The sequence below is a fragment of the Pseudomonas sp. IT-P171 genome, assembly GCF_949767765.1.
In the GTDB taxonomy this organism is placed as follows: Bacteria; Pseudomonadota; Gammaproteobacteria; order Pseudomonadales; family Pseudomonadaceae; genus Aquipseudomonas; species Aquipseudomonas fluorescens_B.
Genome location: NZ_CATKQN010000044.1, coordinates 237,493 through 263,118, shown reverse-complemented (window position 1 = coordinate 263,118; position 25,626 = coordinate 237,493). Strand labels below are relative to the sequence as shown.

41 protein-coding genes are annotated in these 25,626 nt (G+C 57.9%); 27 read left to right on the top strand and 14 right to left on the bottom strand.

Annotated features, from left to right (window positions below; genetic code table 11):
• Positions 1 to 8 precede the first annotated feature (8 nt).
• Together ACM6I5_RS21280 and ACM6I5_RS21275 are read right to left on the bottom strand one after the other, a co-directional pair.
• Positions 9 to 323, bottom strand: a complete 315-nt coding sequence (locus ACM6I5_RS21280) for a DUF4406 domain-containing protein (protein WP_414884655.1) — start codon at positions 321 to 323, stop codon at positions 9 to 11.
• Positions 320 to 598 (bottom strand): hypothetical protein, encoded by a 279-nt coding sequence (locus tag ACM6I5_RS21275; RefSeq protein WP_414884654.1) that lies wholly within the window; start codon positions 596 to 598, stop codon positions 320 to 322. The genes ACM6I5_RS21280 and ACM6I5_RS21275 overlap by 4 nt, the downstream gene beginning before the upstream one ends.
• Positions 599 to 644: 46 nt before the next feature.
• Here ACM6I5_RS21275 and ACM6I5_RS21270 point away from each other — a divergent pair, with 46 nt between their 5' ends.
• Positions 645 to 1,649 (top strand): hypothetical protein, encoded by a 1,005-nt coding sequence (locus ACM6I5_RS21270; protein ID WP_414884653.1) that lies wholly within the window; start codon positions 645 to 647, stop codon positions 1,647 to 1,649.
• A 124-nt stretch (positions 1,650 to 1,773) separates the two neighbouring features.
• Here ACM6I5_RS21270 and ACM6I5_RS21265 read toward each other — a convergent pair whose 3' ends face one another.
• On the bottom strand, positions 1,774 to 2,529 hold the full coding sequence (locus tag ACM6I5_RS21265) for a hypothetical protein (RefSeq protein ID WP_414884652.1): 756 nt from the start codon (positions 2,527 to 2,529) through the stop codon (positions 1,774 to 1,776).
• A 94-nt stretch (positions 2,530 to 2,623) separates the two neighbouring features.
• Between ACM6I5_RS21265 and ACM6I5_RS21260 the strand changes: the two genes are divergently transcribed.
• Positions 2,624 to 2,809: a hypothetical protein gene (locus ACM6I5_RS21260; protein WP_414884651.1), complete on the top strand. Its 186-nt coding sequence runs from the start codon at positions 2,624 to 2,626 to the stop codon at positions 2,807 to 2,809.
• Positions 2,810 to 2,820: 11 nt separating this feature from the next.
• Here ACM6I5_RS21260 and ACM6I5_RS21255 read toward each other — a convergent pair whose 3' ends face one another.
• The 11 genes from ACM6I5_RS21255 to ACM6I5_RS21205 all read right to left on the bottom strand — a co-directional run bounded on the left by ACM6I5_RS21255 (position 2,821) and on the right by ACM6I5_RS21205 (position 8,944).
• A complete protein-coding gene (locus tag ACM6I5_RS21255; protein ID WP_414884650.1) occupies positions 2,821 to 3,417 on the bottom strand; it encodes a hypothetical protein in 597 nt (198 codons plus the stop codon).
• A 56-nt stretch (positions 3,418 to 3,473) separates the two neighbouring features.
• Entirely contained in the window at positions 3,474 to 4,481 is a 1,008-nt protein-coding gene (yejK, locus tag ACM6I5_RS21250) for a nucleoid-associated protein YejK (RefSeq protein WP_414884649.1), read from the bottom strand.
• Between the two features lie 361 nt (positions 4,482 to 4,842).
• Positions 4,843 to 5,157, bottom strand: coding sequence for a hypothetical protein (locus ACM6I5_RS21245; RefSeq protein ID WP_414884648.1), 315 nt, complete (start codon positions 5,155 to 5,157; stop codon positions 4,843 to 4,845).
• Positions 5,158 to 5,238: 81 nt separating this feature from the next.
• The gene (locus tag ACM6I5_RS21240; protein WP_414884647.1) at positions 5,239 to 5,553 is read right to left on the bottom strand and encodes a hypothetical protein; all 315 of its coding nucleotides are present in this window, start codon (positions 5,551 to 5,553) and stop codon (positions 5,239 to 5,241) included.
• Positions 5,550 to 5,831: a hypothetical protein gene (locus ACM6I5_RS21235; RefSeq protein ID WP_414884646.1), complete on the bottom strand. Its 282-nt coding sequence runs from the start codon at positions 5,829 to 5,831 to the stop codon at positions 5,550 to 5,552. Before ACM6I5_RS21235 ends, ACM6I5_RS21240 begins: the two co-directional genes overlap by 4 nt.
• Before the next feature lie 317 nt (positions 5,832 to 6,148).
• The gene (locus ACM6I5_RS21230; protein ID WP_414884645.1) at positions 6,149 to 6,319 is read right to left on the bottom strand and encodes a hypothetical protein; all 171 of its coding nucleotides are present in this window, start codon (positions 6,317 to 6,319) and stop codon (positions 6,149 to 6,151) included.
• A gap of 2 nt (positions 6,320 to 6,321) precedes the next feature.
• Positions 6,322 to 6,759 (bottom strand): tellurite resistance TerB family protein, encoded by a 438-nt coding sequence (locus ACM6I5_RS21225; protein WP_045060631.1) that lies wholly within the window; start codon positions 6,757 to 6,759, stop codon positions 6,322 to 6,324.
• 70 nt (positions 6,760 to 6,829) lie between these two features.
• Entirely contained in the window at positions 6,830 to 7,081 is a 252-nt protein-coding gene (locus tag ACM6I5_RS21220) for a hypothetical protein (RefSeq protein WP_414884644.1), read from the bottom strand.
• A gap of 21 nt (positions 7,082 to 7,102) precedes the next feature.
• On the bottom strand, positions 7,103 to 7,492 hold the full coding sequence (locus tag ACM6I5_RS21215) for a response regulator transcription factor (RefSeq protein ID WP_414884643.1): 390 nt from the start codon (positions 7,490 to 7,492) through the stop codon (positions 7,103 to 7,105).
• Between the two features lie 49 nt (positions 7,493 to 7,541).
• A complete protein-coding gene (locus tag ACM6I5_RS21210; protein WP_414884642.1) occupies positions 7,542 to 7,886 on the bottom strand; it encodes a response regulator transcription factor in 345 nt (114 codons plus the stop codon).
• A 365-nt stretch (positions 7,887 to 8,251) separates the two neighbouring features.
• Positions 8,252 to 8,944 carry a S24 family peptidase gene (locus tag ACM6I5_RS21205; protein WP_414884722.1) on the bottom strand — a complete coding sequence of 231 codons (693 nt, stop codon included), beginning with the start codon at positions 8,942 to 8,944 and terminating at the stop codon, positions 8,252 to 8,254.
• Positions 8,945 to 9,089: 145 nt separating this feature from the next.
• Between ACM6I5_RS21205 and ACM6I5_RS21200 the strand changes: the two genes are divergently transcribed.
• The 25 genes from ACM6I5_RS21200 (at position 9,090) to ACM6I5_RS21080 (ending at position 25,615) form a co-directional block, all read left to right on the top strand.
• On the top strand, positions 9,090 to 9,320 hold the full coding sequence (locus ACM6I5_RS21200) for a transcriptional regulator (RefSeq protein WP_414884641.1): 231 nt from the start codon (positions 9,090 to 9,092) through the stop codon (positions 9,318 to 9,320).
• A 188-nt stretch (positions 9,321 to 9,508) separates the two neighbouring features.
• A complete protein-coding gene (locus tag ACM6I5_RS21195) occupies positions 9,509 to 10,174 on the top strand; it encodes a phage regulatory protein/antirepressor Ant (protein WP_414884721.1) in 666 nt (221 codons plus the stop codon).
• Complete coding sequence (locus ACM6I5_RS21190) at positions 10,174 to 10,923, top strand: DnaT-like ssDNA-binding domain-containing protein (protein WP_414884640.1); 750 nt, start codon at positions 10,174 to 10,176, stop codon at positions 10,921 to 10,923. Before ACM6I5_RS21195 ends, ACM6I5_RS21190 begins: the two co-directional genes overlap by 1 nt.
• Entirely contained in the window at positions 10,920 to 11,714 is a 795-nt protein-coding gene (locus tag ACM6I5_RS21185; RefSeq protein ID WP_414884638.1) for a replication protein P, read from the top strand. Before ACM6I5_RS21190 ends, ACM6I5_RS21185 begins: the two co-directional genes overlap by 4 nt.
• Entirely contained in the window at positions 11,707 to 11,910 is a 204-nt protein-coding gene (locus ACM6I5_RS21180; RefSeq protein WP_414884637.1) for a hypothetical protein, read from the top strand. The genes ACM6I5_RS21185 and ACM6I5_RS21180 overlap by 8 nt, the downstream gene beginning before the upstream one ends.
• On the top strand, positions 11,907 to 12,038 hold the full coding sequence (locus ACM6I5_RS21175; RefSeq protein ID WP_414884636.1) for a hypothetical protein: 132 nt from the start codon (positions 11,907 to 11,909) through the stop codon (positions 12,036 to 12,038). The genes ACM6I5_RS21180 and ACM6I5_RS21175 overlap by 4 nt, the downstream gene beginning before the upstream one ends.
• Entirely contained in the window at positions 12,035 to 12,466 is a 432-nt protein-coding gene (locus tag ACM6I5_RS21170) for a VRR-NUC domain-containing protein (protein ID WP_414884635.1), read from the top strand. The genes ACM6I5_RS21175 and ACM6I5_RS21170 overlap by 4 nt, the downstream gene beginning before the upstream one ends.
• Positions 12,463 to 13,743, top strand: a complete 1,281-nt coding sequence (locus ACM6I5_RS21165) for a tyrosine-type recombinase/integrase (protein ID WP_414884634.1) — start codon at positions 12,463 to 12,465, stop codon at positions 13,741 to 13,743. Before ACM6I5_RS21170 ends, ACM6I5_RS21165 begins: the two co-directional genes overlap by 4 nt.
• A gap of 2 nt (positions 13,744 to 13,745) precedes the next feature.
• The gene (locus tag ACM6I5_RS21160; RefSeq protein WP_414884633.1) at positions 13,746 to 13,940 is read left to right on the top strand and encodes a hypothetical protein; all 195 of its coding nucleotides are present in this window, start codon (positions 13,746 to 13,748) and stop codon (positions 13,938 to 13,940) included.
• Entirely contained in the window at positions 13,937 to 14,251 is a 315-nt protein-coding gene (locus tag ACM6I5_RS21155; protein ID WP_414884632.1) for a hypothetical protein, read from the top strand. The genes ACM6I5_RS21160 and ACM6I5_RS21155 overlap by 4 nt, the downstream gene beginning before the upstream one ends.
• 3 nt (positions 14,252 to 14,254) lie before the next feature.
• The gene (locus ACM6I5_RS21150) at positions 14,255 to 14,608 is read left to right on the top strand and encodes an antiterminator Q family protein (RefSeq protein ID WP_414884631.1); all 354 of its coding nucleotides are present in this window, start codon (positions 14,255 to 14,257) and stop codon (positions 14,606 to 14,608) included.
• Positions 14,609 to 14,810: 202 nt separating this feature from the next.
• Entirely contained in the window at positions 14,811 to 15,128 is a 318-nt protein-coding gene (locus ACM6I5_RS21145) for a hypothetical protein (RefSeq protein WP_414884630.1), read from the top strand.
• On the top strand, positions 15,125 to 15,358 hold the full coding sequence (locus tag ACM6I5_RS21140) for a hypothetical protein (RefSeq protein ID WP_414884629.1): 234 nt from the start codon (positions 15,125 to 15,127) through the stop codon (positions 15,356 to 15,358). Before ACM6I5_RS21145 ends, ACM6I5_RS21140 begins: the two co-directional genes overlap by 4 nt.
• 19 nt (positions 15,359 to 15,377) lie before the next feature.
• Complete coding sequence (locus ACM6I5_RS21135; protein WP_414884628.1) at positions 15,378 to 15,575, top strand: hypothetical protein; 198 nt, start codon at positions 15,378 to 15,380, stop codon at positions 15,573 to 15,575.
• Positions 15,576 to 15,588: 13 nt separating this feature from the next.
• On the top strand, positions 15,589 to 16,332 hold the full coding sequence (locus ACM6I5_RS21130) for a hypothetical protein (RefSeq protein ID WP_414884627.1): 744 nt from the start codon (positions 15,589 to 15,591) through the stop codon (positions 16,330 to 16,332).
• A 124-nt stretch (positions 16,333 to 16,456) separates the two neighbouring features.
• The gene (locus tag ACM6I5_RS21125; protein ID WP_414884626.1) at positions 16,457 to 17,002 is read left to right on the top strand and encodes a terminase small subunit; all 546 of its coding nucleotides are present in this window, start codon (positions 16,457 to 16,459) and stop codon (positions 17,000 to 17,002) included.
• On the top strand, positions 16,974 to 18,911 hold the full coding sequence (locus tag ACM6I5_RS21120) for a phage terminase large subunit family protein (RefSeq protein WP_414884625.1): 1,938 nt from the start codon (positions 16,974 to 16,976) through the stop codon (positions 18,909 to 18,911). The genes ACM6I5_RS21125 and ACM6I5_RS21120 overlap by 29 nt, the downstream gene beginning before the upstream one ends.
• A gap of 8 nt (positions 18,912 to 18,919) precedes the next feature.
• Complete coding sequence (locus ACM6I5_RS21115) at positions 18,920 to 19,129, top strand: phage head-tail joining protein (RefSeq protein ID WP_123365828.1); 210 nt, start codon at positions 18,920 to 18,922, stop codon at positions 19,127 to 19,129.
• Entirely contained in the window at positions 19,126 to 20,649 is a 1,524-nt protein-coding gene (locus ACM6I5_RS21110; RefSeq protein ID WP_414884624.1) for a phage portal protein, read from the top strand. Before ACM6I5_RS21115 ends, ACM6I5_RS21110 begins: the two co-directional genes overlap by 4 nt.
• Complete coding sequence (locus ACM6I5_RS21105) at positions 20,609 to 22,612, top strand: prohead protease/major capsid protein fusion protein (RefSeq protein WP_414884623.1); 2,004 nt, start codon at positions 20,609 to 20,611, stop codon at positions 22,610 to 22,612. Before ACM6I5_RS21110 ends, ACM6I5_RS21105 begins: the two co-directional genes overlap by 41 nt.
• A gap of 84 nt (positions 22,613 to 22,696) precedes the next feature.
• Complete coding sequence (locus ACM6I5_RS21100; protein WP_414884622.1) at positions 22,697 to 23,047, top strand: DUF2190 family protein; 351 nt, start codon at positions 22,697 to 22,699, stop codon at positions 23,045 to 23,047.
• Positions 23,048 to 23,395, top strand: a complete 348-nt coding sequence (locus ACM6I5_RS21095; protein WP_414884621.1) for a hypothetical protein — start codon at positions 23,048 to 23,050, stop codon at positions 23,393 to 23,395.
• Between the two features lie 2 nt (positions 23,396 to 23,397).
• A complete protein-coding gene (locus ACM6I5_RS21090; protein WP_414884620.1) occupies positions 23,398 to 23,952 on the top strand; it encodes a hypothetical protein in 555 nt (184 codons plus the stop codon).
• On the top strand, positions 23,949 to 24,146 hold the full coding sequence (locus ACM6I5_RS21085) for a DUF2635 domain-containing protein (protein ID WP_414884619.1): 198 nt from the start codon (positions 23,949 to 23,951) through the stop codon (positions 24,144 to 24,146). The genes ACM6I5_RS21090 and ACM6I5_RS21085 overlap by 4 nt, the downstream gene beginning before the upstream one ends.
• On the top strand, positions 24,143 to 25,615 hold the full coding sequence (locus tag ACM6I5_RS21080) for a phage tail sheath subtilisin-like domain-containing protein (protein ID WP_414884618.1): 1,473 nt from the start codon (positions 24,143 to 24,145) through the stop codon (positions 25,613 to 25,615). The genes ACM6I5_RS21085 and ACM6I5_RS21080 overlap by 4 nt, the downstream gene beginning before the upstream one ends.
• Positions 25,616 to 25,626: the final 11 nt, after the last annotated feature.

Here is a 25,626-nt window from a genome sequence, read left to right as displayed (position 1 = left end):
GTCCCTTCTCATCCTGCGATCTCCATCGATACCAGATCATGGGCATTCACAACCGTCATGCCGAGGCGTTCAGCGATCAGCACTTCGAGGCGGGCGCCCTTTGAATGCTCCCAGCCCGGGAGCGTGGCCACCGTGTCGCAGTCCATCAGGGCGGCGATGTCGCGGCGCATGCAGTCGTTCCAGGAGCCGCCGTCAGGGTTGAGCTCGGCGGGGTTGGTGACGGTGTGGCCCTCGGCGCGCAGGTTGGCGGTCATTGCGGCGAAGGCGGGGAAGTTTAGAGCGGGCAGGCCAGTCATTGGCCCGCTGAGGTAGATGCGCTTCATGCGGCCTCCGTGTCATGCCCTGGGCAGCCATTGCCGGAAAAATCGAAACCCTCGCAGGGCGGCCCGAACGGCAGAACCTCTTTGCCTTGGGCCAGCGCTTCAAGCAGATGATCCGTTGCCTCATCGGCGGTGCACTTGGTGCCGTCGGCGTGGCGGAACAGACCGGTGAGCTGGCGCCTGCTCATGTTTTTCAACGAGCCGCGGACGTCCAGACAGCAATGCATCGTGCGGTTAGTTGCACCAAGCACTGCGCCTGGCTGGTTTTCTGTGGGCATGGGGAAACCTCGCGGGTATATTCCGTGGACTGGATAGGGGGGCGTGATGGATTTTGCGAAAGTCTACAGAGCATGCAGAAGAACTCAGGCATTGGGTAAAAGCCTGAAAGCGGTAGAGGCCTGCCTAGGAAGGCAGGGGGTAGACTACATAAAAGTCGAAGAGGCTAAGGTCGATGTTTTTTGGCCGATACATGGGTATAGAGTTACTACTCTAGACGGAACAGCTTTTTTTCCTAGAAATATCTCTGAGGTGCCAAGAGGCCACGGATTGGCTTGGATGCGCGAAGTCTTCTCATCCGCCGACATTGTTACACCCCCTTATTACGCTATGGGTTTCCTAAGTAGACATGCGGCCGGCATATTGGACGCGACAACAAAGAATGACAAAATGAAGTGTGGCGATCGCATGCTTTTAGAGATGTATCCCCCTGACGGTTTGGCGCAGCTAATTGATGGTGTGTGGTCTGCAAGAAAAACTTTTGATCAATATCACTCTCAATTAGTAGAGTCATCAAAAGCGTACTGTCTTGGACTCTACAATGTTGCAATAGTCGGTCTTTTACCGTGCATTGAAGGTATCGTCAGGCGATTAGGCGTGGCGTCAGGAATAAATGTTGACGAAGATGTAAGTATCAAAACACTAACTAAAGTTTTCAAAAAACTGCAGCAGAAAGAAATTAGTATGATGATGGATGGATATGATTGGTATCCAGATAATGAAATTACCATTACTTTGTTAGATCATTTTCATGAACGCGTTCAGATGTTTGAAAGCATATCGAGCTACCTGAACGCTAAGCTCTATTTACACACCGGTTCAGCTCCTGAATACTTAACTCTGAATCGACATGGGATTTCTCACGGATTTTTCCATGGCTTTGCCACGCCTGAGAACTACCTCAGACTATTTAATCTGTTGAGCGCACTCTCTTTCTCCGCAGCAATGGTCGAGGGAAAGGGTAGTTTGATGCATCCTGGCTCAACTCCAGAGTCGGACGCGCTTACAGCTTGTTTGTTGAGATGTGCAGCTTTGAACCATCTAATTCGCTAATTCACACAATCTCCCATCAGTCACCGCAGAAGCAGTCGATGTCTTCTGAATGGCCGAACGCATCCATCTGGCCTTTGTAGTTCTCTGCGTACCAGGCCAAGTGCGAGTACTTCGGGCGGTCCATTCAGAACACCTGATTGAAGCGCTCCTCGGCGCCGGACCAGAAGATCACCCGATCCGGTTCGGCCTGGATAGCCTTGAAGAGTTTGTCCTCTCCTTTTTTCCAGCAGAGGTCGCAGTTGCCCAGGTCGGAATCCATGCCGAGGTCGAAGTCCTGGGCCTTCCAGAATGCGGCGACGTGTTCCTTGGTGATGCCTGCGGTATAGGAGGGGCAAAGGTTGTCCCAGCGCGTGCCGCCCTTTGCGTTGGCGGCCATCATCCGGTGGTAGCGTCCAGGTTCGTCCTTGCGGATGCCAATCACGCAATCCCACTCGCCGTAACCAAGTGACCGCATGTGCTTCTCGCCGATTTTGATCTTCAAGTAGGCGGTGCACATGTTGTTTGAGAAGTTTGGCAGTACCGGCGCCAAGTTCTTTTCGGCTTTTCGGTACGCAGCGTAGTACTCAAGCATCATCGTGAACGGCTCACCGTTGCGGCTGGCGGTTTCGAAGTCGACCAGGCGATACCAGGGCGCGTCATCCGGCTGGCCGTACACACGGCACCACTCCATCCAGACAACCACGATGTTCCAACGCTTCGCCATCTGATCGACGAACACCAATGTTTCCTCCCGTTCCTTGCCGGTGTTCTGGAAGAACAGGTGAACGTCCGGCGGAAGCACCCCGCCATGCGCCTCGAGGATTTTGTAGACCATGTGCCCGCTCGTGCGACCACCACTGATGCCGATCTGGGCTGGGCCCGTGATCAGGTAGGGATTCATAACTGCTCCAGACAGCCGATTGCCTCGCCGGCTGGCGTGATTCGTTGAAGTGGGGTATTTATTTATGTCGAACTCAGCCTGGCGGGAGGCCGACATGAGACTGCAAAGCGATATCGATGCACTTGTGGCAATCGAGGAAGACGCTCAAATGATGCTCAAGCGAATAGGGATCCCCGACGACAAGCAGAAGCTGGAAGTCGTGATCTGCTTGCGGCAGATCATTGAGCTTGCAACCTACCGGAAAGAGATCGACCGATTTACAGAGCCTTCAGCGCAATAGGTGAGGGTGGGTCAGGCGGTGATGCGTTCGCCGATCACCTTGGTGGTGAAGGTGACGGAATACTCGGTGGTCAATTCGAATTGGCCGCCGCAGGTATCGCAATCCATGTTCTTGTCGCCGTAGTCCTCCGACTCTATGTGGATGAGCGTGGCACAGTGTGGACACTTGCATTCGTCCTGAGCGCGATAGTCCCAAGCGTCGTATTCGCTCTCGGCCACTTTGGCCAGCGCCGCAGACTTGGCCTTTGCGTCTTCTGCATCCTGACAGGGCTTGCATGTGAAGCCGTCCGGATGACCCCATGGCGTTTCCGTCAGTTTTGAACGGTGAGTGCTGCACAGCCTGCAAACGTTATGCTTATCGCAGACCGAGTAGCTGTAGCGCTCGCCGCTGTCATTGCATTTGGCGCACCCAGAAACCCAGTACCAGGCGCCGTCGATACGCTCGGCGTACAGTCCAGTTTCCGGAGGATCAAGTCTTACTTCGGGAAGGCCGTTTCGATGAGGCCTATCGTGGCTGCAGGCATTCCAGATGTTCGTTTTTCCCGAGCGCATGCGCTCCGTCCATTCGCCGGAGATTTCCGGAATCAGGATCTTCGTGTTCTTGTCCACGGTGAATCTCCAGTCAGGCGCCGCCCTCCGTCCAGAGCGCGGCGTTGCGGTGAGTGTCAAGCGGCTGCGCGCTTGAGTTGATCGGTAAGCTGAGTCGGCAGGCTGCGCAGCGTCAGGGTTCCGCCGGCTTCGTCGAACTCGACTTTTGATCCGAGAAGGTGCTGCTCGAAGCTGATCGACAAGCCATCGATGCGGCCGGTGAAGCGTCTGAATTTGTTCAGGGTCTTTTTGTCTGGCGGGATCGAAGCCGACAGGCCGTAATCCTTATCGCGGATGAAGTCGGCAAACGCCTTTGGCTGATCGTCGTCGAGTACTTCAGACAGCTCGTCCAGGGTGAGCGGCTCGCCGAGCTTGGCTTGGGCCATCGCGTAGCTGACCAAGGTGTTGGTCTTCTCGCGGGCTGATTCCTCGCCGAGGTCTTCGCTTTCAACGAAGTCACTGAACGCCTTGAGCAGGGTGCGGGTTTCGCCTGGGCCGTCTACACCTTCCTGCGCGCCGATGAAATCACGGAAGTACTCGCTGAGCCTGCGGCCCTGCTTACCTTTAAGGTACGAAATGTACTGGCGCGACTGCGGGTTGTTCTTCCACTCGCTCAGGTTGATTCGAGCGGCCAGGCGGATATGGTCCAGGTCCAGGCGCTTGACCGTCATCAGGTGCAACTCTTCGGTCATCGTCACCGCTTCCGTTTCCTGCACCAGGGCGATGGCTAGGTATTGGGTCAGGCCCTGCTGGTAATGGCAGAAGAGCGCGTGCCCACCGGTGGTCAGGTTCGATTCTTCCATCAGCTTGGTCAGGTGTTCGACAGCGATGGTGCTGAACTCAAGGAAGTCGGAACCACCAGCCAGGTACTTGCTGAGCCAGCCGCTGAGTGGGTACGCGCCAGATTCCGCGTGGAAGAAGCCCCAGCCCTTGCCGGCGGTGGCGTTGTAGCTTTCGTTGAACTGGCACATCAGATCGTCGCGGGCTTGGCTCTCGACCTGCTCTGCGCTGCCGAGGAATAGAACAGCCGGTGTGCCGTCGGGCTTCTTGTCGATCTTGTGGATTGCGCTGTGGAGTACGGGCATTGCGAATACCTCAGGTAGGCGCCGCCCTCCGTGACCGGTGGTGGCGAGATAGGTGTTTGTGAGCTATTGCTTCAAGGCCCGGCATTCGGTCGGGTCAAGGAGGGAATATGGAATGCTTGGTTTGCGGATCGCCGGCGAAAGAAAACCGTCCGCAAGGGGACTATCGCGAAATTGACTGCCCGGACTGTGGTGTATTCCGGGTAAGTGGCAGCTTAATCGCCATTCAGCGTGGCCGAATCTTCGATGTGGCGCCAACGCGTATTGCACTGGAAAGAATGCCAAGGGTAGGAGATATCCCGATACTCAACACAATCGACGAGGAGTTACTTTACGTGCCCGGAACTACGCCTCCCGGAAAACGTTACTCGTCATGAACAATTCGAAGAGCCTCGCGGTCGTTGGCTAACTTCAATTTCCGCGACACGTTTTCGGGTATCACGTATTCGTGTCGCGGCGGCAGCTCAAGCAGGGGAAGGGCGCCGCCCGGGCCGAGGCCGTGCAGGTGGTGAATCATCAGCGTGATCGCCTCGCCTTGTTCCTCTATTCCGCTCCAGGTCATCAGCTCAGCAAGGGCTTGGCGAGTACCGGGCAGGCAGTGCAGCCTGATTTCCTCTTCGCCGCGGCTCTTCTTCTTCGCCGCGGCTTTCGCTGACCGTTCCGCGTTGCTCTTGGCCATAGGCTACCCCTTCAATTCCACTGACCGGCAAGTCCAGCCATGTTTGTCGTCGGCGCTGGCGCACCTGGTTGCTGAGGCGCCTCACGATGGTTCGGCGAACTTGATGTTGTTTTCCCGGGCGATCAGTCGAGCCCGCTTGGCGAGCATGCTCATTTCCTTGGCTGCTTCGACCACGGTCTTTCCGGCGTCAGCCAGCTCCTGAAGCCTCGGCGCATCCTTGTCGCGAGCGGCACGGAGCTTCAGGCTGTGCGGTGTGGCGCCGAACATCGGCACGTCCGCGCTGATGCCGGGCGGGATAACGTCGATCTTCTTACCGGCGCCGAAGAAGTGATCCATCTTTTTATTCAGTTCCGAGATGATCGAGTCTCGCGGGTTGGGCATTGGCACGCCGATCATTTCCGCACCCCAGACAGCGAGAGCTTGATGCCATCGGCGCGCGCTTCCAGTACCTGCGCCAGGTTGACCGCTTCCTTCCAAGTCCAGCGGAACCCCTTGGTCAGCCCGGTGGAGCGCTCAACGATGTGATAGGCATTACCCTTGGTGACGACCTGGTAGCGGATCTTCTGCGCGGGTAGCTCCTTGCCAATCATGGCGTAGAGTTCGACGGTTGCGATGATTGCGCGAGTACGCAGGGCGAGAAGCCCGGCAGCGCGCTGCTGCAGCATTGATTGCATGGCTGATCCCTCGTTATGGGGTTGCGTTTATTCGTCAGAACTCGGGGCTTCCTGCTGGTTGCCGTTGGGCGCAGGGGAGAGTGCTGACGGATAAAGGCAGGCGTAAAAAAGCCCGATCGGAACCGGGCTTTTGTTTGCGTCACGAAGACCTCCCTACGTGACGTAGCCTGCGGAGCCATGAGGGCCGCGCAGGTATCTGAAGTTCACATGGCTGCCAATCCTCCGTGCTGGGTTAGTTGATGAGTGCAGGTGGCCGGTATAAGCCGGGGTTTCGTCCGCATCCCGCTGCCCACTCAGTGAATGGGCAGAAGTGATGCCTACGGTTTGTCTTTCGTCTTGCCAACCATCAGCACCATCAAGAGCAGCGCGACCAGTACCAGGTCACCAACCATTGAAAGGATGCGACTGGCTGAGTCGACGAAGACGACACCGCCAGCGAGCCCGTAGGCTGCCAGCGAGCGCGCTTTGTTGCCGAACCTGCCGAACATGACTACAGGTAGTCTTTGAGATTGAGGTTCATGATCTTGGCGGCCTTTTCCAGCACCGCCATTTCGGCTGGTTCGATCTCGCCGTCAGCTTCTGCCACGGTGAGCATGAAGTTCAGCACGGTGGCCGCGTCGTCAACGCTGTGGGCCAGGTCCTTCAGTTCCTTTTCGGCGTTCTGGCGGATGATGCGGGGGCCGCCGTCGTTGAAGTCGGCCTTGGCGCGGTCAATGGTGTTGCTCAGCTCGGCGCCGAAGCCTTTCAGGGCGGCCGAGTTGTTGATCAGCTTCTCGATTTTTTCGAGCTCTTCCTTTTCGATGTCACCATCAGCGGAAGCCACATAGAAGACGCCGTAGACCGAAGCCTGCATCAGATCGCGGTTGGTCATCACGGCCAGGGCCTGACGGGCTTCGCCGGATTTCTTGCCAAACAGTTTGCCGAACATGGTGATTCCTCTGGGTTGGGGTTGCATCCCGATGCACCCTGTCGCCAAGGTGCAGCAGTGATGCTGTCCATCAGCGCCGCGGTGCGTCTCGCTGAGGTCCACCCGGTGCGGGACCGGCTACATCAGCTGCGGTAACCCCAGGGCCAAGAATCTTGATGCGGCCCTCATCGAACCACTCCGATCTCTGCACCTCGTTGATCCCTTTCCGAATGGGTGGGGCCAGGCAGTACTGATCGCAACCGGTGAGGTACTGAGAACGGCCGGTGATTACGCCGTAGAAACCGGTGATTTTGTCTTCTGCTTTCTGTCCGAGCTCGATCATGATTTTTCCTTTCTGGTTGAGTTATGCGGCTTCTAGCGTTTCGGCGCGGCGGGTGATTCGTATCTGGGCAATCCGTACAGACGGCGGTCGGCGATCGCGGCGGGCGGGTTCGACTGACTGGATGTTGGCTACTGCATTCATGGCCATCAGAGTGGCCAGGACGAAGCACATCGGGGAGATGATCTGCCGTCGCATTGCCTCGGCGACCAGGGCGGCCCGGCGGGTGACGCCGAGCTTGAACATTGCGTTGGTGAGGCGTTTCGCAACAGTGCTCGGTGCTATGCCGGCTTCCCGAGCTATTTCCTTTGCAGTCAGCCCCAGGGCAACCCACAACAGGAACTGAAGCTCTCGAGGCGCCAGGCCGCGTCCGAGGTGACCCTTCCATGCGCCGTTTGAGATTTCAGTTTCCATCGCTGTTACTCCCGGTTGTTTTCACGATTCCATTTGTCGCCAGGCTTCACTAACTGAGGTGCTGAATACGTCGATCGAACACTCTTCGTTCAGGGCGAAACGCCTGATCGTCGATCATTGAGTGAATGGCTATCACCGCAAGCACGACACAGACCGGGCAAATGATCTGGCGCTTCATGGCCTCTGCAATCATTGCTGACTGCCTGTGTACGCCGAGCTTAAACATCACACTGGAAAGCCTTTTGGCCACGCTGCTCGGGGCAAGCCCGAAGTCCTTTGCGATTTCTTTTGCCGTAAGTCCCTGGGCAACCAAAAGAAGGAATTGAATCTCTCGGGGCGCTAATCCGCGACCGAGAAACCCTTGCCAATCGCCGCTGATGATTGTCTCTGCCATCGTCGTGACTCCCGGTTGTTTTCCCAATGCACCCGTCCAACCAGGTGCATCAGTGAAACTTTCCGCGTCCCTTCGGCGCTGCTGGCGCGGTACGGGCTCGTTCAAGTTGTTTGTCCGACCGCGACTCAGTCCGCCGGATAACTGTTTGCGGTGCTTTACGCTGCACACCCGGGTCAGTTGCCAACCCTCTGAACCGTTGAGGCCGGTTCATCGCTGCCTTCCATCTGGCCGGTTGTTATCCGGCGATGGATAGACATTACCTGTGGGTAACTATCGCGGTCAATACCTATAGGTAATTATTTTTCGGGCAGGCGAAAAAAAGCCCGCTGAAGGAGCGGGCTTGATGTGTTTGTTTTAGCGCGGCGCTAAAGGAGAACTGAATACCAGAAGACTTTTCCGATCACGATGATGTCTTTCTGAAGCATGTCGTCTGCGCTGTATTCCTCGTCGGGATGTTCGTCCCGGTTGTAGCTTCGCATTCTGATGCCTCCACCTGGTGCCCGATACAGAGTTTTAACTCGGAGTTGGCCCCCATGGTTGAGCGCGTACATTTTGCCGTCTGTAATTGCGGTGCAGCCTTGATCTACACCCACCGTGCTTCCGTGGGGGAGTACCGGCTCCATGCTGTTTCCACTTACCGTCACACATACCGCCTCGCTTGGCTGCACGTTCTGACGTCGGAGAGTCATCTTCCCGAAGCGCAGCTTTTGTTTGTGTGATGGCTCTACCACTGTCTTGCCGCTACCGGCTGACAGCTCAACTTCCTTGAGGAATGGCACGTACACCTCATCTTCGTCCAGCGGTGTCTCATCGTCCCAAACCGAAAAAGGGCCCAGGTATTCAGCGTTACTAATGACTTCCGAGGGCTTCATGCCTTCTCGGTCGAGTTGGTAACGCTCTAGGCCGAGCTTCGCTTCGATATCTCGTGCGAAGTCTTCCCCGATGTTTTTACTACCAGCTGAGGAGGGCGCTGTCGAGAGGCAGCGCGAGATGTAATTGGCGCTCCGACCTAAAGCATCGGCCAATCTGGCCTGCTTTCCATCAAAACGCTGCTTCATAAGTGTCCGCAAGTTGTCGCGGCGAATATCTGAAATTTCCATCCGCAAATCATCCATTCCTGTTACCAAAAGGTAAATCACCTACGGGTATTGCTTTGAGATTACCTGCGGGTAATAATCCAAGGCATCTAAAAGGAGGCCCGACATGCGGACCAAAAATCCTCAACTTCTTGAGTGGCTGAAAACAGCAAGCGATGCCTCGGTCATCAGCACCGGCACCAGCCGTGCGTATCTGCGGTTGATCGCTTACGGCCACAAGACTGCTTCCGCCGAAATTGCAGCTCGTACCGAGTCAGCGACCGGAGGAGCGGTGACGCGCAAAGCGCTGCGTCCTGATGACTGGAAACAAATCTGGCCAGAGCTCGCAGTGGCCTGACATTCGTTTCGTTAAGCCAATTATCCGCGACGGAATAGGCCAAGAACAGAGCACCGGATTAGCTGTTGATTCATCCAGTACCCAAATGACAGGCACAAAAAAGCCGGTGGCTAGACCGGCTTCTTCACAACACAAACACTTGAGGGGCAATTATGAACGCGATCGTCGCTCCAAGCAATACGGTCACCATGTCGAGCCGGGAGATTGCAGATCTCACCGGCAAACAGCATCAGCACGTCATGCGCGACACCAAACGCATGCTCGGTGATCTTGGTTTCGATGCGTCCACTTTTGGACGCATCTATCTGGACAGCGTAAACCGCCAGCAAACTGAATACGTGCTTGGCCAGGACCTGGTCATCACCTTGCTCGCCGGCTACAGCGCACCGCTTCGCTTCCGTGTCGTGACACGTTTGCGCGAACTTGAAAACGTGTCACGACAGGCTGTCACGATTCCCCAAACCTTGCCTGAAGCCCTACGTCTTGCGGCCGACCTTGCTGATAAGAATGGTGAGCTTCAGCGCGTCATATCCGATCAGGCGCCGAAGGTCGCCGCAATCAAACGGCTCGCCGCTGCGGGTGGCGCGATTTGTGTCACTGATTCGGCCAAGCAACTTGGCATCCCCCCATCGCAACTGTTTGCTTGGCTTGAGCAGCATCGCTGGATCTATCGGCGAAAGGGATGCAAGCGATGGATTGCCTATCAGCCACGCATCACCTCCGGCCACATGACTCACAAGGTCACCGCCTTGAAGCCTGATCCCGAAACCGGCATCGAGCGCGCTGCATTCGACCCAATGGTCACTCCGAAAGGCCTTACACGTCTCGCTGAACTACTGCAGGAGGCCGCGTAATGGCCGGCGACTGGATCAAATTTGAACTCACCACCCTGGACAAGCCCGAGGTCTGCCAGATCGCTGACTTCGCCGGTATCGACCCGGATGCCGTGGTTGGCAAGCTGATGCGGGTCTGGGGCTGGTTCGACCAGCAAACAGAAAATGGTAACGCTCCGAGCGTTAGCAAAAAGTTACTCGACCGATTGGTTGGCGTTATCGATTTCTGTGAGTACATGAAATTGGTTGACTGGATGATCGAAACCGATGGCGTTATCAGCCTCCCGCATTTCGACCGACACAACGGGAAGACCGCTAAGAACAGGCTTCTCACGGCAAAACGAGTGGCAAACCACAAGGCGAGTAACGGTAAAACTAACGCTTCGAACGTTAGCGGCGCGTTACCTAAAGAAGATGTAGAGAAGAATAAAGAACCTCTCTCTGCGCAGAAGTCAGTCGATCCTCGCATGCCCATCGAAATGACCCTCGACTGGGTTCCGGATGAAACGCTGCTGAAAACCTACGCCTTGCACCGCGGCTTGTCGCTCGATCTGTTCACCGAAGTCGTCCGCGTCGCATTCACTGCTCACTACGAGCCTCAACGCCAGGTCAACACCCAGGCTGAATGGGTGGGCATGCTCGTGAAGTGGGTCAACAACGACAAGGTCCGGGCAGCAGCTTCGAATGTGAAGCAGTTTCCCCAGCGCTCAGCAGCGGGCCCAGACTTCGATGATCGTGGTTGGGGCGATGATATGGGCGGTGCTCTATGAACCAGCCGAAGGCACCAAGAAGCGCTGCGAAATTGCTGGACGCAGCAGGCGCAAAAACCGATATCCGCAGCGCGATTGGTTCATACCAGCCACCGACACTGCCGACCATCCCGAAGACCCTCCCGCCAGGAACTGTCGATGTCGTCAACGCGCTGTTCAAAGAGCTGCAGGCCATCTTTCCGGCTTGGAAACAGGCCTGGCCAAACGACGTCGCGCTGGGAGCTGCAAAGCGTAGCTGGACCAAGGCGTTCATCGTCGCGGGTATTAATCAGATCGAGCAGATCCGTTTTGGCATTGAGCGCTGCCGGGCTCTGGGAACTGACTTCATGCCGAGCGTGGGTAAGTTCGTCAAACTGTGCCAGCCGACACCGGAAATGCTCGGAATTCCTTCGCACGATAAGGCTTTTCGCGAAGCTTTGCTGAACCTGCATCCGGCACGAATCACCTCGCGGGAGTGGTCTCACCTCGCTGTGCGTCACGCAGCGCTCCAGTGCGAGATGCATAACCTTGCTGACCTGATCTCGGAGAAAGCCAGCAAGGTTTTCGACAGGGCCTACGACATCACCATCCGCATGCTTATGAACGGTCAGCCCCTGGAGGATATCGCCGTCGGTATCGGTCACGACTCACAGAAGCCTGAGTCGCAGCTGGCACAGGAATATGGCGATGCGCGGTTCCTGGCAACTATGGCGCGTCAGTCGATTCCGGCATGCGGTCAGGAGGCCCGCCAGCAGCTATTGGAGCGTTTCGGAAAGCGCAAAGCCGCTCTTGAGGGGCGCGCACATGGCTGATTCACGTCTCGCTCCGACCAATCCCGTCGAATACCGGTACGCCGTGCACTGCTGCGGCTACAAGTTGGACCTCACTGACAAACCAGATCGTGCTGTCGGCCTGTTTGAGCATCGCGCCATTGCTCAGCAGTTCGGTCGCCTGATGTGGCCGAACACTTTCGAAATTATCGACGTCATCACCGGGGAGAAGGTATGAGCGCCTACCTGAACGATATTCTGATCCACCTATGGCTCATCTTTATGCTGATTGTCGGCGGCGGCGTTTGGTGCGGCATTCGCCACTTAGAGCGCCGGTACCGGATTGCGCGAGGTGAGCGCAAATGAAGCCAGCCGCCATGAAGCTGTTCAAGCAGAAGCCGGTGCGCGCCAAGGCAATCGACCGAGAAGGCCTTGAGCAGGCCGCGCTCATCGCTGAGCTTCGCATCCGCATGCCGGAGGTGGCTGACCTGATCTATCACGTTCCGAATGGCGGGCACCGTCACAAGGCCGTGGCGGTGAAGCTGAAGCAGCAGGGCGTGGTGGCCGGTATTCCCGACCTGGTGCTGACCATGGCACGCGGCGGCTACTTCGGCCTGTACATCGAATTCAAGGCCACGCCGCCGAACGATGCCGCGATCTCGGCCAGCCAGGACGAGCGCATCCGCAAGCTCAACGATCAGGGGTATCTCGCCGTGGTATGCCGTGGCCACTTCGACGCGATGGAGCAGATCCGCGCCTACCTGCGCCTGGCTCCAACCGTGGTGGCTGCATGAGCAGCGCTGCCGTGAAGATCTCCGACGCCGAAATCAAGCGTCAGGCCGCTGGCGATGTCCGAGATCTGCGGGATATTGAGAATCGCGGGCTATACCTGCGATTCAATAAGGACCGCGCCCGGGCGTCGTGGTACCTGGTGAAGAAAGGGGAGTGGAACCGTATCGGGGCCTTTCCTGACCTAAACGCCAAACAGGTCGTCGCGGCGCTGCCAGCGATTCGCCTGCGCCTGGAGTCCGGTGATGGTTCGAACCTGTCGAAGTGGGTGACAGTTCGTGAGCTGCTGGACTGGTATGCCGAACGCATGTCGCGCGACCGCAATCTGTCGACCAAACGCAAGAAGACTGGCGCCTCGCTGATCAAGTGTCACCTGATCCCGTGCCTGGGCAACCACCCGCTCGCCGGTATCGACAAGGCAACCCTCGACAGCCAGTTCATGTGGCCGTTGCAGGAGAAGATCGGCATCGACTACGTGCGTTCGGCATTCCAGCTGCTGGCCCTGGCATTCCGTCAGGCGTTCAAGCTGGGTCACATCTCGGCCAATCCTATGGCCGCCATAAAGTTCAACGACTTCTCGAAGGCCAAGGTCGGGATCAAGCCATCGCGCCTGCGTGGTGTTCAGCTGCAAGGTCTGCTCGAGCAACTGAGCGAAGTCACCAAGGCGGCGCCGCTGGATGCCATGTTGGCCTTGATGATGCTCTGCCATGGAACACGTATCGGCGAAACACGTCAGGCGCGCTGGTCGCACATCAGCCTGGCCGAGCGTGAGTGGTTCATTCCGGCCGAGCACACCAAGACCGGTGTCGAGCATCACCTGCCACTGACAGAGCAAGCGTGCGAGCTGCTGATCCGGTATCGAGAAGGTCAGTACGCCAGAGGATATGACGGCCAGTTCCTGTTCCCAGCACGAAATGGCAAGGCCCTGAGTGAAGGCCAAGCCAGTGCCGTATTCACCCGGTTGGGGCAGGGCGAGTGGACCAGTCACGACCTGCGCAAGGTGGCCCGCACCGGCTGGGCAGACATCGGCATTGACCACCTGATCGGTGAACTGTTGATCAACCACGCGATGGGTCACAACGTGAAGGTTTACATCCAATCGGACGTGATGAGCCGCAAGCGTGATGCCTTGGAACAGTGGCATGCGCATCTAGACCAGAAGGGTTTCAACCACATTCACGGCTTGACCGGCTTTAGAACCGGAGATTCTGGTAATGCGCTGGAAGCCACGGAACATAAGGCCTGCGAGTCCATTCAAGAATCAACCATAGGCGAGGTTTAAAAATGACTGGAATCGGCATTACTTACTTTCTGCGTGGTTCGGCCTTCGCCTTCCGTCGTCGTGACCAGGCTCCTCGTGTTGGCGATTACGTGCGGTTCGGCGGTGTGCATCACGAGGTCGAAATGGTTGTTTGGGTGGAACCTCAGGAAGGGGAGCCAAGTGTTCAGATCGTGCTTAAAGAGCCGGAGGCGAAATGAAGAAGAGCCACGGCCCTGCATTTCGCCGCGAAGCGAAGCCTCTAATGGTGTGCGGAATCTGCCGTGGCACCACGGTCGTCAGCGGTGTGTTCCACCAACTGGATTGCGTCCAGTGCAACGCCTCTGGCTGGGTCTGCGCTACCACCGGAGATGCGATGCCACTGCCTGACCTGGTTCAGCAACTTAGCCTGAAGCTGCTGAACATGACCGCCGAGTTGTCCAGGGCAAAGCAGGAGCAGGGTGGTGCACACGAACAATACGAACAGAACAACCGCCGCGGTGCCGGCGCTTCGAACTTCACAGGGGATTGATCAATGGCCAGAACGAAGAGTTACACCGAGCGCACATCGGAAGACCTCCTGGAGCATTGGGGTCGTTGGGTGGTGTTGGGGTCAGGTGTGTCATGCTGCGCATCTCGCGAGAACACCTTGCACACCCCAATGATCACTGATGACGACGCGCTGATGATTGACGGGCTGATGGGCCGCCTGCTGAAGCGCTATCCGGAATGCGGGAATGTGTTGATGAAGTACTACACCGCACGGGACAAAGCCCTGGTTGATGTGGGCAAGAAATTGGGCTTCGGTGAAGAGAAGACCAGGCAGCTTTGGAAAGCCGGAATTGCATGGATTGATGGCGCGTTAGATATTCGCCGAGAAGCTGCTTGACAGGACCGGGGTCCATATATAGATTTCAGTTACTTTGCGGTTTTTCCGCGAGCAAAGCCCGACCCTGAGTTGGGCTTTTTGCTTTCTACAGTTCACAGAGCCTCGGCATTTGCCGGGGCTTTTTCGTTTTCGGCTCCACCACACCCATTGCTCCGAGCTGGGAGTGCTGCTGGAGCTGACTTGAATCCGCACGGTACCGCCAATGACTGAAGTCTCGCGCATTGCAGACAGCACCACATTCAAGGTCGCTGTCCCGATATTGCAAACGATCCTGTCGGCCGGTGCCATTGGCGCGTTTGTCTACGTAGTTGGGTCGCTCGGATCGCTCCAGGTGCAGTTGGCCAATTACCAAACCAATCAGGCACTCATAGGCCAGCGGGTCGACTCTTTGGAGCGCTCAAGGGAGTCGACAGACAAGCTGATCGATTCCCTTCGCATCTCGACCCAGCGGCAAGAGTTCCAGATCGGCCAGGTCGGCGAGAGCCTCAAGGCTCTCGTCCAGACAGGTAGGCCAAAGTGAAGCTCCTGCTGATCGTCCTCATGCTGCTCACTGGTTGCGCGCAGAAAGAAACGATCCAGGAGCCACCCAAGGTTTACCGAACAACTGTCTACCGATACGGCAGCGATCAATGTGTCGATCAAAGCTCTGCACTGCGCGAAGCCCTTAAAAGCCGAGATCACTGGAAGCGCTACGCCGAACGCCTCGAGCAACTACCTGCAGCGAAGACAACCAATGACTTTAATCCCTGAATGGCGAAAGTTCTGGCGCATGACCAGTGTTCAATTGGCGATCGCCGCCGCAATCCTGAATGCCGCTGCGGCTGGGTGGTCGGTTTTTCAGGGTGCAGTGGATCCTCTGGTCTTTGCTGTCGTGAACATGGGGCTCAGCATTGCAGTGGCAGTAGCCAGGGTGGTGCAGCAATCGAAGCTTCATGAACCGAAAGACGAGCCTGCTCAGCCAGAATAGATTGGAGGGTACGATGATAAAGATCGATGCCCATACCAATGTGGAAGAGCTTTCTAAGGCCCTGCGCACGGTTGGTAGCAAACAGATTCCTTTCGCTTTTGCTCTGATGGCCACACGCCTGGCCGTGCTCGTAAAGCAGGGTGAGCTCTCAGTGTTGAGGGCTCGCCTCGACAGGCCAACCGCGACCACGATGAACAGCCTCTATGTGAAGGCTGCCAAGAAGGGCAACCCAGAGGCGCGCACCTTCTTTAAGGATGCATGGACGTCAGGCGTGCCAGCGGACACCTACCTGCAACAGGCAGTGAAGGGTGGTCGCCGGCCACATAAGCGCTTCGAGAAAGCACTGATCGGCAAAGGCATCATGAAGCCAGGTCAGTACGCAATCCCAGCAGCATCAGCACTCAATCAATTCGGCAACGTACCGCGCGGCACGATCATGAAGATCCTGTCAGGCCTTGGTGCGGCCGAGACTGTCAGTGGTGTGCAGGCTAACGCCACGGGCAGCAAGCGCAGCAAGCGCAAGGGCAACGCCCAGAAGTATTTCGCAGGTGATGTCGACGGTACCCAAGGAATCTGGGAGAGGAAGAAGACTGCGTTCGGTGATGCTGTTCGCCCGGTCTTCATCTTCAGTGAGGGCGAGCCTGGCTACCGAGTGATCGTTCCGTTTTACAAGATCGCAGACAACATCGTGAAGGCGAACCGAGCGAAGGAATTCGCCAGCGCGATGGATCAGGCACTGTCCACAGCCCGGGGCTGACGGGCAGGGCAGGGGGGTACCCCCCCTTTGGGTCCTTCCCGGGGCCCCGACCCCTTGCGGGTAATTCGGGCCCCGCCCATCAAACATGTATGACCTTTTTTCAGAGGTTGGTTGTTGTTTAATCATGGCCAAAAACGAAACAACCAAACAGCGCGGGTGGTTGAACAAATCCGAGATGGCTTCGAGCCTGGGGATTTCCCCGCAAGCCTTTGACAAATGGGGAGTTGCGCCTGTCGCCCGCATCGGTCGCGAGGCGTTCTATACCGTGCAGAACGTGGTCGAAAACCGCGTCGAACACTCGCAACGGAAACAACAACCGACGGGTGAGGGAACCGAAGGTGTCGATCCGATGATCGAGTACAAGCTGCTCGAAGAGCGTCGCGGTCTCACCGCCGCCCAACGGATCGCCCAGGAGAAGAAGAACCTGGTGCTGGACAAGCAGCTGGTCCCGGTCCCATTCGCCACATATGCCCTTGCCAAAATCGCCGCACAGATCGGTTCGAAACTGGACACCGTCGGCAAGACCGTCACTCGGCGTCACCCAGAGGTTGACCCTCGAATCATCGAGTCGGTGGAGCGGGAGATCGCGCTTGCTCGAAATATTGCTGCCAGCTTTGGTGAGCAACTTCCGGAATTATTAGATGAGTACGTTGAGTCCATGGCTGAATGATCTTCGCAAGTCGATCAAGCTAGGACTCCAGGCGCTCTACAAAGAACCACCGCAAACCGCCGTCGAATGGGCAGATGCAAATTTCTACATGTCCGCCGAGTCCTCTTACAACGAGGGCAAATGGACAACCGAGCCGTTCCAGGTTGCGATCCTGAACAGCATGGGCAATGACCTGATCAACGTCGTCAACTTCATCAAGTCGGCGCGGATCGGTTACACCAAGCTGTTGATGGCGAACATCGGTTACAAGCTCCAGCACAAGCGTCGCAACGTGATGATGTGGAGTCCGACTGATCCGGACGCCGAGGACATAAGCAAAAGCCACGTCAACGGTATGATCCGTGACGTGCCGGTGTTGGGCGATCTCGCCCCATGGTTCGGCCGCAAGCACAGCGACAACACCCTCGATCAAAAGATATTTGCCAACCGCCGGACGCTCTGGATCCGGGGCGGTAAGGCCTCGCGAAACTACCGTGAGAAATCCGCCGACGAGGTGATCTACGACGAGCTCTCGAACTTTGACGAAAGCGTTGAAGGCGAGGGCTCGCCGATTACGCTCGGTGACAAGCGGCTGAATGGCGCGATTTATCCGAAGTCGATCCGAGGATCTACGCCGAAGCGTGTCGGCTCCTGCCAGATCACCAAGGCCGTCGAAGAGTCGCCTTACCTGCTCAAGTTTCATATCGACTGCCCGCACTGCCGACAGGAGCAAACGCTCAAGTGGGGCGGCAAGGATTGCGAGTTCGGCCTGAAGTGGGAGAAGAATGCGCTCGGTGAGGCCGAGAAAGCCTGGTACGTGTGCGAGCACGCCGCCTGCATCATCTGGCACAACGAGATGGTCGAGGCGTCCAAGACCGGCCGGTGGATCTGTGAGCACACCGGCATCTGGACCCGCGACGGGATGGACTGGTTTGGTGTTGATGGTGAAATCATCCGCACCCCTCGTTCCGTCAGCTTCAGCATCTGGGCGATCTACAGCACCTGGAGCACGTGGCTCAGCCTGGCCGAAGAATGGCTAAAGGTGAAGGGCGACGTTTCGAAGCTGATCACCTTTATCAACACCACGCGCGGCGAAACATGGGACGACGACCAGGGCGAGAAGCTCGACTCCGAAGTTCTGTATGGTCGCCGCGAAGTTTATCCGCAGGTACCGGCTCTCGGTCTGGTCCTTGTTGGTGGCATCGATACTCAAGACGATCGTTTCGAGGGGCGGGTCTGGGCGTTCGGTCCGGGCGAGGAAGCGTGGTTGGTTCATCGCTTCATTCTGATGGGCGACCCTGCCAGTGAAGAGCTCCGCCGTAAGGTAGGACTTGAGTTGCACCGGCAATTCACCCGCGTGGACGGCACCGTCATGAAGGTTGAGCGCTGGACGTGGGACGCCGGCGGTCACTATGCGGATGAGGTTTACGCCGAGAGCCGCAAGCACGGCGTCCAGTGGGTTGTGCCGATCCGTGGCGCGACCATTTACGGCAAGCCGATCGCGAACTTCCCGCGCACAAAGAACAAGGTTCACAAAGTCTTCCTCACCGAAGTCGGTACTGACAACGCCAAAGAACTGCTCTACAGCCGGATGGGACTCCCCGTCGACACGGCTGCCTCCCAGGCGGGCGTTTCTCAGCCGGGGGTGGTTCACCTTCCGGCCAACGACGCGATCTGCGACGAGTCGGAGGTGAAGCAGCTCACCTCCGAAAAGAAAAAAGCAGCCATTTCCAAAGGCAAGCGCGTGATGCGCTGGGATAGCGGCGGCCGCCGAAACGAGGCGCTCGATTGCTTCGTGTACGCGCTCGCCGCGCTGCGCATCTGCCAACAACGGTTCGGGCTTGATCTGGATCTGCTGGTTGCTGCGGTAACTGGCGGCAACGAACCGGACGCGGAAGAACGACCGCGGAAGAAATCCACATTCTGGTAGTGAGACTTATGGCTTTCACAATCGAGCAGTACCAGGCCTTGCAGGCGGCCATCGCCGAAGGCGCGCTGTCCGTCCGCTATGCCGACAAAAGCGTCACCTACCGGTCGCTCGACGAGATGATCCGGATTCTAAAACTGATGGCCGGAGAACTCGGCCTGAATGCAAACAACGACGGCGGTCGCCGCTACACCTCATTCTCGAAAGGATATTACCCATGAGCATGCTCGACAGCCTGTTCCCTGGGTATGCCGCGAAACGATCGGACGCACGCCTGAAAAAGCTGCGCACCGAGATGACAATGGACATGCTGAAGCGCCGGTTCGAGGGCGCGGCAGGCGGCCGAAGAAATGATAGATGGCGCGCCACTGGCGCTGATGCAAACGCCGAGAACGCCCCAGCTCTTGCGAAGCTTCGGAATCGCGCTCGCGAACAACGTCGGAACAACCCATTCGCTGAGCGAGCAATCACTGGCATAGCAGATAACACGGTTGGTGCCGGCATCGTTCCATTGCCATTGGCGAGACGCGATCGTGATGGCCTGAAGCTGGTGGATCTTTGGAAGGCTTGGGCTGAGACGACCGCTTGCGATGCGGACGGGTTGGAAAACTTTTACGGTCTGCAACACATGATCATGGAGGCAATCACCGAAAGCGGTGAGTGCCTCATTCGGCGCCGGCGCCGTTTCAGCTCAGACGGTCTGCCTGTTCCAGTCCAGCTGCAAGTTTTGGAAGCTGACTTTCTCGATGAAAGCAAGGCGATGGTCCTTGGTCTGAATGAAGTCATTCAGGGTGTCGAGTTCGATGCTCTTGGTCGAAGGGTCGCCTACTGGTTATTCGATAGACATCCTGGCTCGAACGCGGCATGGGGCTCGCTGCAGTCGTCGCGCGTGCCAGCCGAAGACGTGATTCATGTGTTCTTCCGGAAGCGGCCAGGTCAGGCGCGGGGTTACACCTGGCTGGCTCCTGTGATTCAGCGCATGAGCAAGTTCGACGAGATGGAAGATGCCGTCATGGAGCAGGCGAAGATCGCCGCCTGCTTCGCTGGGTTCATTACCAAGGACCCTGAAAATAGCCCTGCAGGCTCCAATAAACGACCGCCTCTCATTGATCGCATGGAGCCAGGAATGCTTCAGGAGTTGTCGCTCGGCGAGTCGGTCAGTTTCGGCACTCCACCAACCTTCAACGGCTACACGCCTTATTCCTGGCAAGCGCTGCATGCCATCGCCGTCGGCTTGGGCGTCCCTTACGAACTGCTGACCGGTGACCTCAAGGGCGTGAACTTCTCTAGCGGCCGAATGGGTTGGCTGAACTTCGCCCGCCGTGTCGATGTTTGGCAGTGGCGAATGCTGATCCCTCAGCTCTGTGATCAGGTCTGGCGTTGGTTCATGGAGGCACAGGTGCTTTTGCCTGGCGGGGTAATGGATGACGTCAAGGCTTACTGGGTTCCGCCTCGTCGCGACATGGTCGATCCGAAGTCGGAAACCGAAAACGTCATCACCCGCGTGCGTAACGGTCTGACTACATGGCCGGATGCTTTGCGCGAACTGGGCATCACAGACCCGAAGCGACATGCGGAGCAAATCAAGAAAGCCAACGACATGATCGACGAATACGGCCTGGTCCTGGATTGCGACCCGCGCCGAGTCGCGGCCGCCGGCTCACCAAGTCAGCCGCCAATCACAGAAGAGAAAACAGACGATGCCAACTCCGAATCAGGTGACGACGAGAAAGACGCATGAGACTCCGGCGTTCAGCCTGCGAGCAGCGGTAAGGCCGGAATCGGTTGATATCGAAAACCGCACGGTAGAACTGACTTGGACGACGGGGGCAAAAGGGCGCCGCTGGTCTTGGGATATCGGCAGCTACATGGAGGAACTAGAAGTCAGCGACAAGGCTGTTCGCCTTGATCGTCTGAACAACGGTGCGCCGCTGCTCGGTGTGCACAACCAGTACGAACTCCGTGCGGTGTTGGCGGTGGTCGAACGCGCATGGTTGGCAGATGGGGAAGGCCATGCTCTGGTTCGGTTCAGCAAGCGCGAGGACGCGGACATCGTTTTCAAAGACGTGATCGACGGGATTCTGCGCAACGTCAGCGTCGGCTACGCGGTTCACCAATACCAGCTCACCGAAGAGGAAGACGACAAGCTCCCGACATATCGAGCGATTGACTGGGAGCCGCTGGAGATCTCCCTGGTTCCGATCGGTTTCGACGACGGGGCGAAGGTGCGTAGCGCAAAAACACCCGCCGAGTACACAGGCGACCGATTCAAAACCATTTTCGAAGTTCGCGAAGCGGCAACGCTTCCCGATCAACCGGCCGCCGTGGCCAACACCACCGAGGAAAACCCGATGACTGAAGAAGAAAAGCGCGCGGCCGAGGATTTGATCCGTCGCGAATCCGCTGATGCCGAGCGTAAGCGCAGCCTGACCATTCGCCAAATGACGAAGAAGGTTGGTCTGGGCGAGGATGTCGCAGAAGATCTGGTGGCCCGTGGCGTCTCGATCGCTGATGCCAGTATTGCTTTGATCGACAAGGCCGCCGAGAAACAGGGTAAGGATCAACCCGAAACGCGCAACAGCCAAGCGACAGTGGTGGGCGGTCTGGATGAGGCGGTGATTACTGCGAAGCGCAATGCTATGCAGAATGCTCTGCTCAACCGTTGCAACCCGACCATCGCATTGATCGAAGGCGCCCGGGAGTTCCGCGGCATGCGCTTGCTCGATCTGGCGCGTGAGTGTGTGGAAACTGTTGGTGGCAATGCGCGCGGCATGCTCCCACAAGAAGTGGCGCGAGCTGCCCTCGGCTGTGACCGTACCGCAATGCGCGCCGCCGGCATGCAAACCACCAGCGACTTCCCAATCCTGCTCGGCGGTGGCGTCACCCGCACCCTCCGCGATGCTTACGCCCAAGCGCCGCAGACCTGGCGCCCTCTGGGTCAGATGACGACGGTTCCAGACTTCCGCGCCACCACCCGTGCCGCGCTGGGCGATATCTCCGCACTTGAGGAGGTCAAGGAGCATGGCGAATACAAGTACGGAAAACTCGAAGAAGATGGGGCTCCGATCCGCGTCACCAAGTTCGGCAAGATCATCGCCATTACTTGGGAAGCCGTCATCAACGACGACCTGGGCGCACTGACGCGCATCCCTCGGGCCTACGGCTTGGCCGCTGCCGAGACGGAATCCAATCTGGTTTGGAATCTGATTCTAAGCAACCCGAACTTCACTGACGGGACTGCAATCTTTGTCGCGGGTCACGGCAACCTGGCAGCCAGTGGTGGCGCAATCAACACCACTACCCTGGGGGCTGCACGCGCCGCAATGCGCAAGCAAAAATCCAAGGCCGGCGCGTTCCTCAACGTTGAGCCGCGCTACCTGGTGGTCGGTCCTGACAAGGAGCTGGAAGCCTTCCAGTTCACCAGTTCCCAATACGTTCCAGCCAAGAACTCCGACATCAACGACGGCCGCAACACGTCGCTGGTCGTCATCGTCGATGGCCGAATCACTGGCAACCAATGGTATCTGTTCACCGAGGCAGGGCTGATTGACACCTTTGAATATGCTTACCTCGAAGGTGAGCCGGGCGTCTTCACCGAGACCCGTGAAGGTTTTGAAGTCGACGGTATGGAAATCAAGGCACGTCTGGTCTTCGGCGCCGCCTGGATCGACTACCGCGGTGCGTACAAAAACCCTGGTGCTTGAGCCCCTGCAAGCACACAGACCTAAAAGGACGCCACTGGGCGTCCTTTTTGTTTTTGCCCTATTTGAACTTCAAGGTGATTTCGCATGAAAACCTATATCCAAGCTGGTGACTGCTTGACCGTAGCGGCCCCCGCAGGCGGTACCGTTTCCGGCGAGCTTTACAAGGTTGGCGCCATTATTGGCGTTGCCGCGACTACTGAAGTCGCCGGTGCTGCGGTCGTTCTCAAGACCACCGGTGTCTTTGACCTGACGAAAACCAGTGCGCAGGCATGGGCAGTTGGTGACCTCATTTTCATGAATACCACCACCCGCGCCTTGACCAACGTGTCTGCTACCGGCCTGGTGCTGGCTGGCATGGCGACCGACGTAGAGGCCAATCCGAGCGCGACCGGTGCCTGCCGTCTCAACGGCGTGTCTGCTCCGGCGCCAGTCTAAATGAGCTGGGCCTCAATGGCCCAGCGCATGCTTGGCGTTTCGATCCGAACATTCAGTGAGCCTTCGGCGACCATCGATCCTGATGGCGCCGTGTACTGGTTGACGGACGGAGTCGCGCCCGGCGTGGCTCTGGCCCAAGCCGTGTTTGATACAGCTCACGTCTCTGTTGATCCGGAGACGGGGGCCCCCGTATCGACCAACAACCCGATTCTCGGCGTCCGCCTGATCGATCTGCCGAACAAGCCGACGAGCCGTGACAAGGTCCAGGCCCGCGGTGAGCTTTACACCATCAGCGATGTTCAGCCTGACGGTGTGGCCGGGGTCACGATCATCCTTCGAAAGGCTTGAACATGGCTCATCCACGAGAACTGATACGCAAGCAGGCTGTTGCGGTCCTGCTCGGCGCGACCAATGCGGGGGCCAGCGTCTATGCCAGCCGCGTGGCTCCGCTGATATCGAACGATTGGCAGAACGACCTACCCGCAATCATCGTTTACACGATGGACGAGTCCGGCGAGATCTTTAACCAGGCGCCGCGCGAGTACTTGCGAAAGGTCGAGCTGGTGGTGGAGATCCACGCCGAAGGCAACAGTGCACTGGACGACACCCTCGACACGCTGGCCCGGCAGGTTGAGCGCCTGCTGCTGATGGACGACACCCTCGGCAACACCGTCAACGATCTGGAATACCTGCGTTCTCGCATGGTGTTACTCGATCAATCGGAGCAACTGACCGGCGCCTGCCGCCTCATCTTCGAGGCGTCGTATCTGGACCGTCACCCCGACGACCTTTTCAACGAAACACTTCCCGGTTTCAACACGCTGGGCACCGAGTACAGCTTGGACAACGCCCAACCCAACCCGCCGGATCGTGCCAAAACGATCATCGAGGACCTGAATCCATGACCACCCGAGTGCTGGTTAAACCCGTCGAGGGGCGCCTGGTGCGGATCCCTGGCACCTATGAGGCGCTGCCTGCAGAAGGCAAACCGCTGGAAAAGAACAGTTACTGGATCCGCAAGGAAGCGGCCGGTGACGTCACGTTTGAGCCAGAACAGCCTGTTGATCAGGCCCCGACCCAAAAAGGTGAGAAACAATGAGCATCGGATACGACACCATCCCTGGGCCAGGATCGCTGCGCAAGCCGGGCGTTTACAGCGAGATCGACAACAGCCAGGCCGTACGTGGCCCGCAGTCGGTCACCTATCGCCGCTTGTTGATCGGCCAAAAGTTGACCGCCGGCTCAGCCGTGGCCAACACCATGGTTCGCGTGACCAGTGCTCCTCAAGCCGACTCGTTGTTCGGCGCGGGCTCGATGCTTGCCGGTATGGTTCGAGCCGCCTTGGCCATCGACACCTACACCGAACTTCAGGTGATGCCGATGATCGACAATGCCGCCGGTGTCGCCGCGACCGGTACGGTAGTCTTCACCGGCCCGGCCACCGCTTCCGGCACTGTTGAACTGATGATCGCCGGCCGTCGTGTTTCGGTTGGCGTCATCAGCGGCGACACTCCCACGGCGATTGGTGCCGCTGCGGCAGCTGCAATCACAGCCGCATCCGACATGCCGGTCACCGCTGCGGCCGTCACCGGCACTGTCACCCTAACCAGTCGTCACAAGGGCGAAGCGGGCAATAGCCTGAATGCCCGGGTGAATTACTACGCCGGCCAGGCTCTGCCCACTGGTGTTGGTGTCACCGTCACTGCGTTTACCAGCGGCGCTGGTAACCCTGCTTTGGACACTGCTCTGGCTGCCCTCGGTGATGAGTGGCTGCATACCTGGGCTGTGCCGTACACCGACGCGGCAAGTCTGGCCAGCATCAAAACTGAGCTGAACAGTCGCTTCGCCTGGAACCGTGAGATTGAGGCGCACGCCTTCGCTGCCGCCCGCGGCACTCAAGGCAGTCTCGGCGCGATCGGTGACAGCCATAACAGCCAGCACCTCTCGATCATCATGGCCAACGATGAGCCGATGCCGGCTTATGAAAAGGCCGCCGAGACCATGGCGATAGCTGCGTATTACGCGGCCATCGACCCAGCGCGCCCGATCCAGAATCTGGCTTATGCCTGGTGCTTGCCACCGGCGGCGGCCGATCGTTTCACCAACGAAGAGCGCAACCTGCTGCTGTTCGACGGCATCGCCACCAGCAAGGTCGGCACCGACGGCACCATGCTCGTTGAACGCCTGATCACAACCTACAAAACCAACGCCGCTGGCGGGCCTGATATCAGCTACCTGGACAGTGAAACGCTGTTCACCCTGATGTTTATCCGCCACGACTGGCGCGACTACATCCTGCGCAAGTACCCACGGCACAAGCTGGCCGACAACGGTACTCGCTACGGCATCGGTCAGGCAGTGGTCACGCCGAACGTGATGAAGGCAGAAGCCATCTCCAAGTTTCGCGAATGGGAGGATCTGGGGCTGGTCGAGAACATCGACGACTTCAAAGCCAACCTCATCGCCGAGCGCAACGTCAGCGATCCGAACCGGCTCGACATGCTGCTGCCGCCGGACCTGGTCAACCAACTGCGAATCGTCGCCAACAAGATTCAATTCCGCCTCTAAGGCGGCCTTCG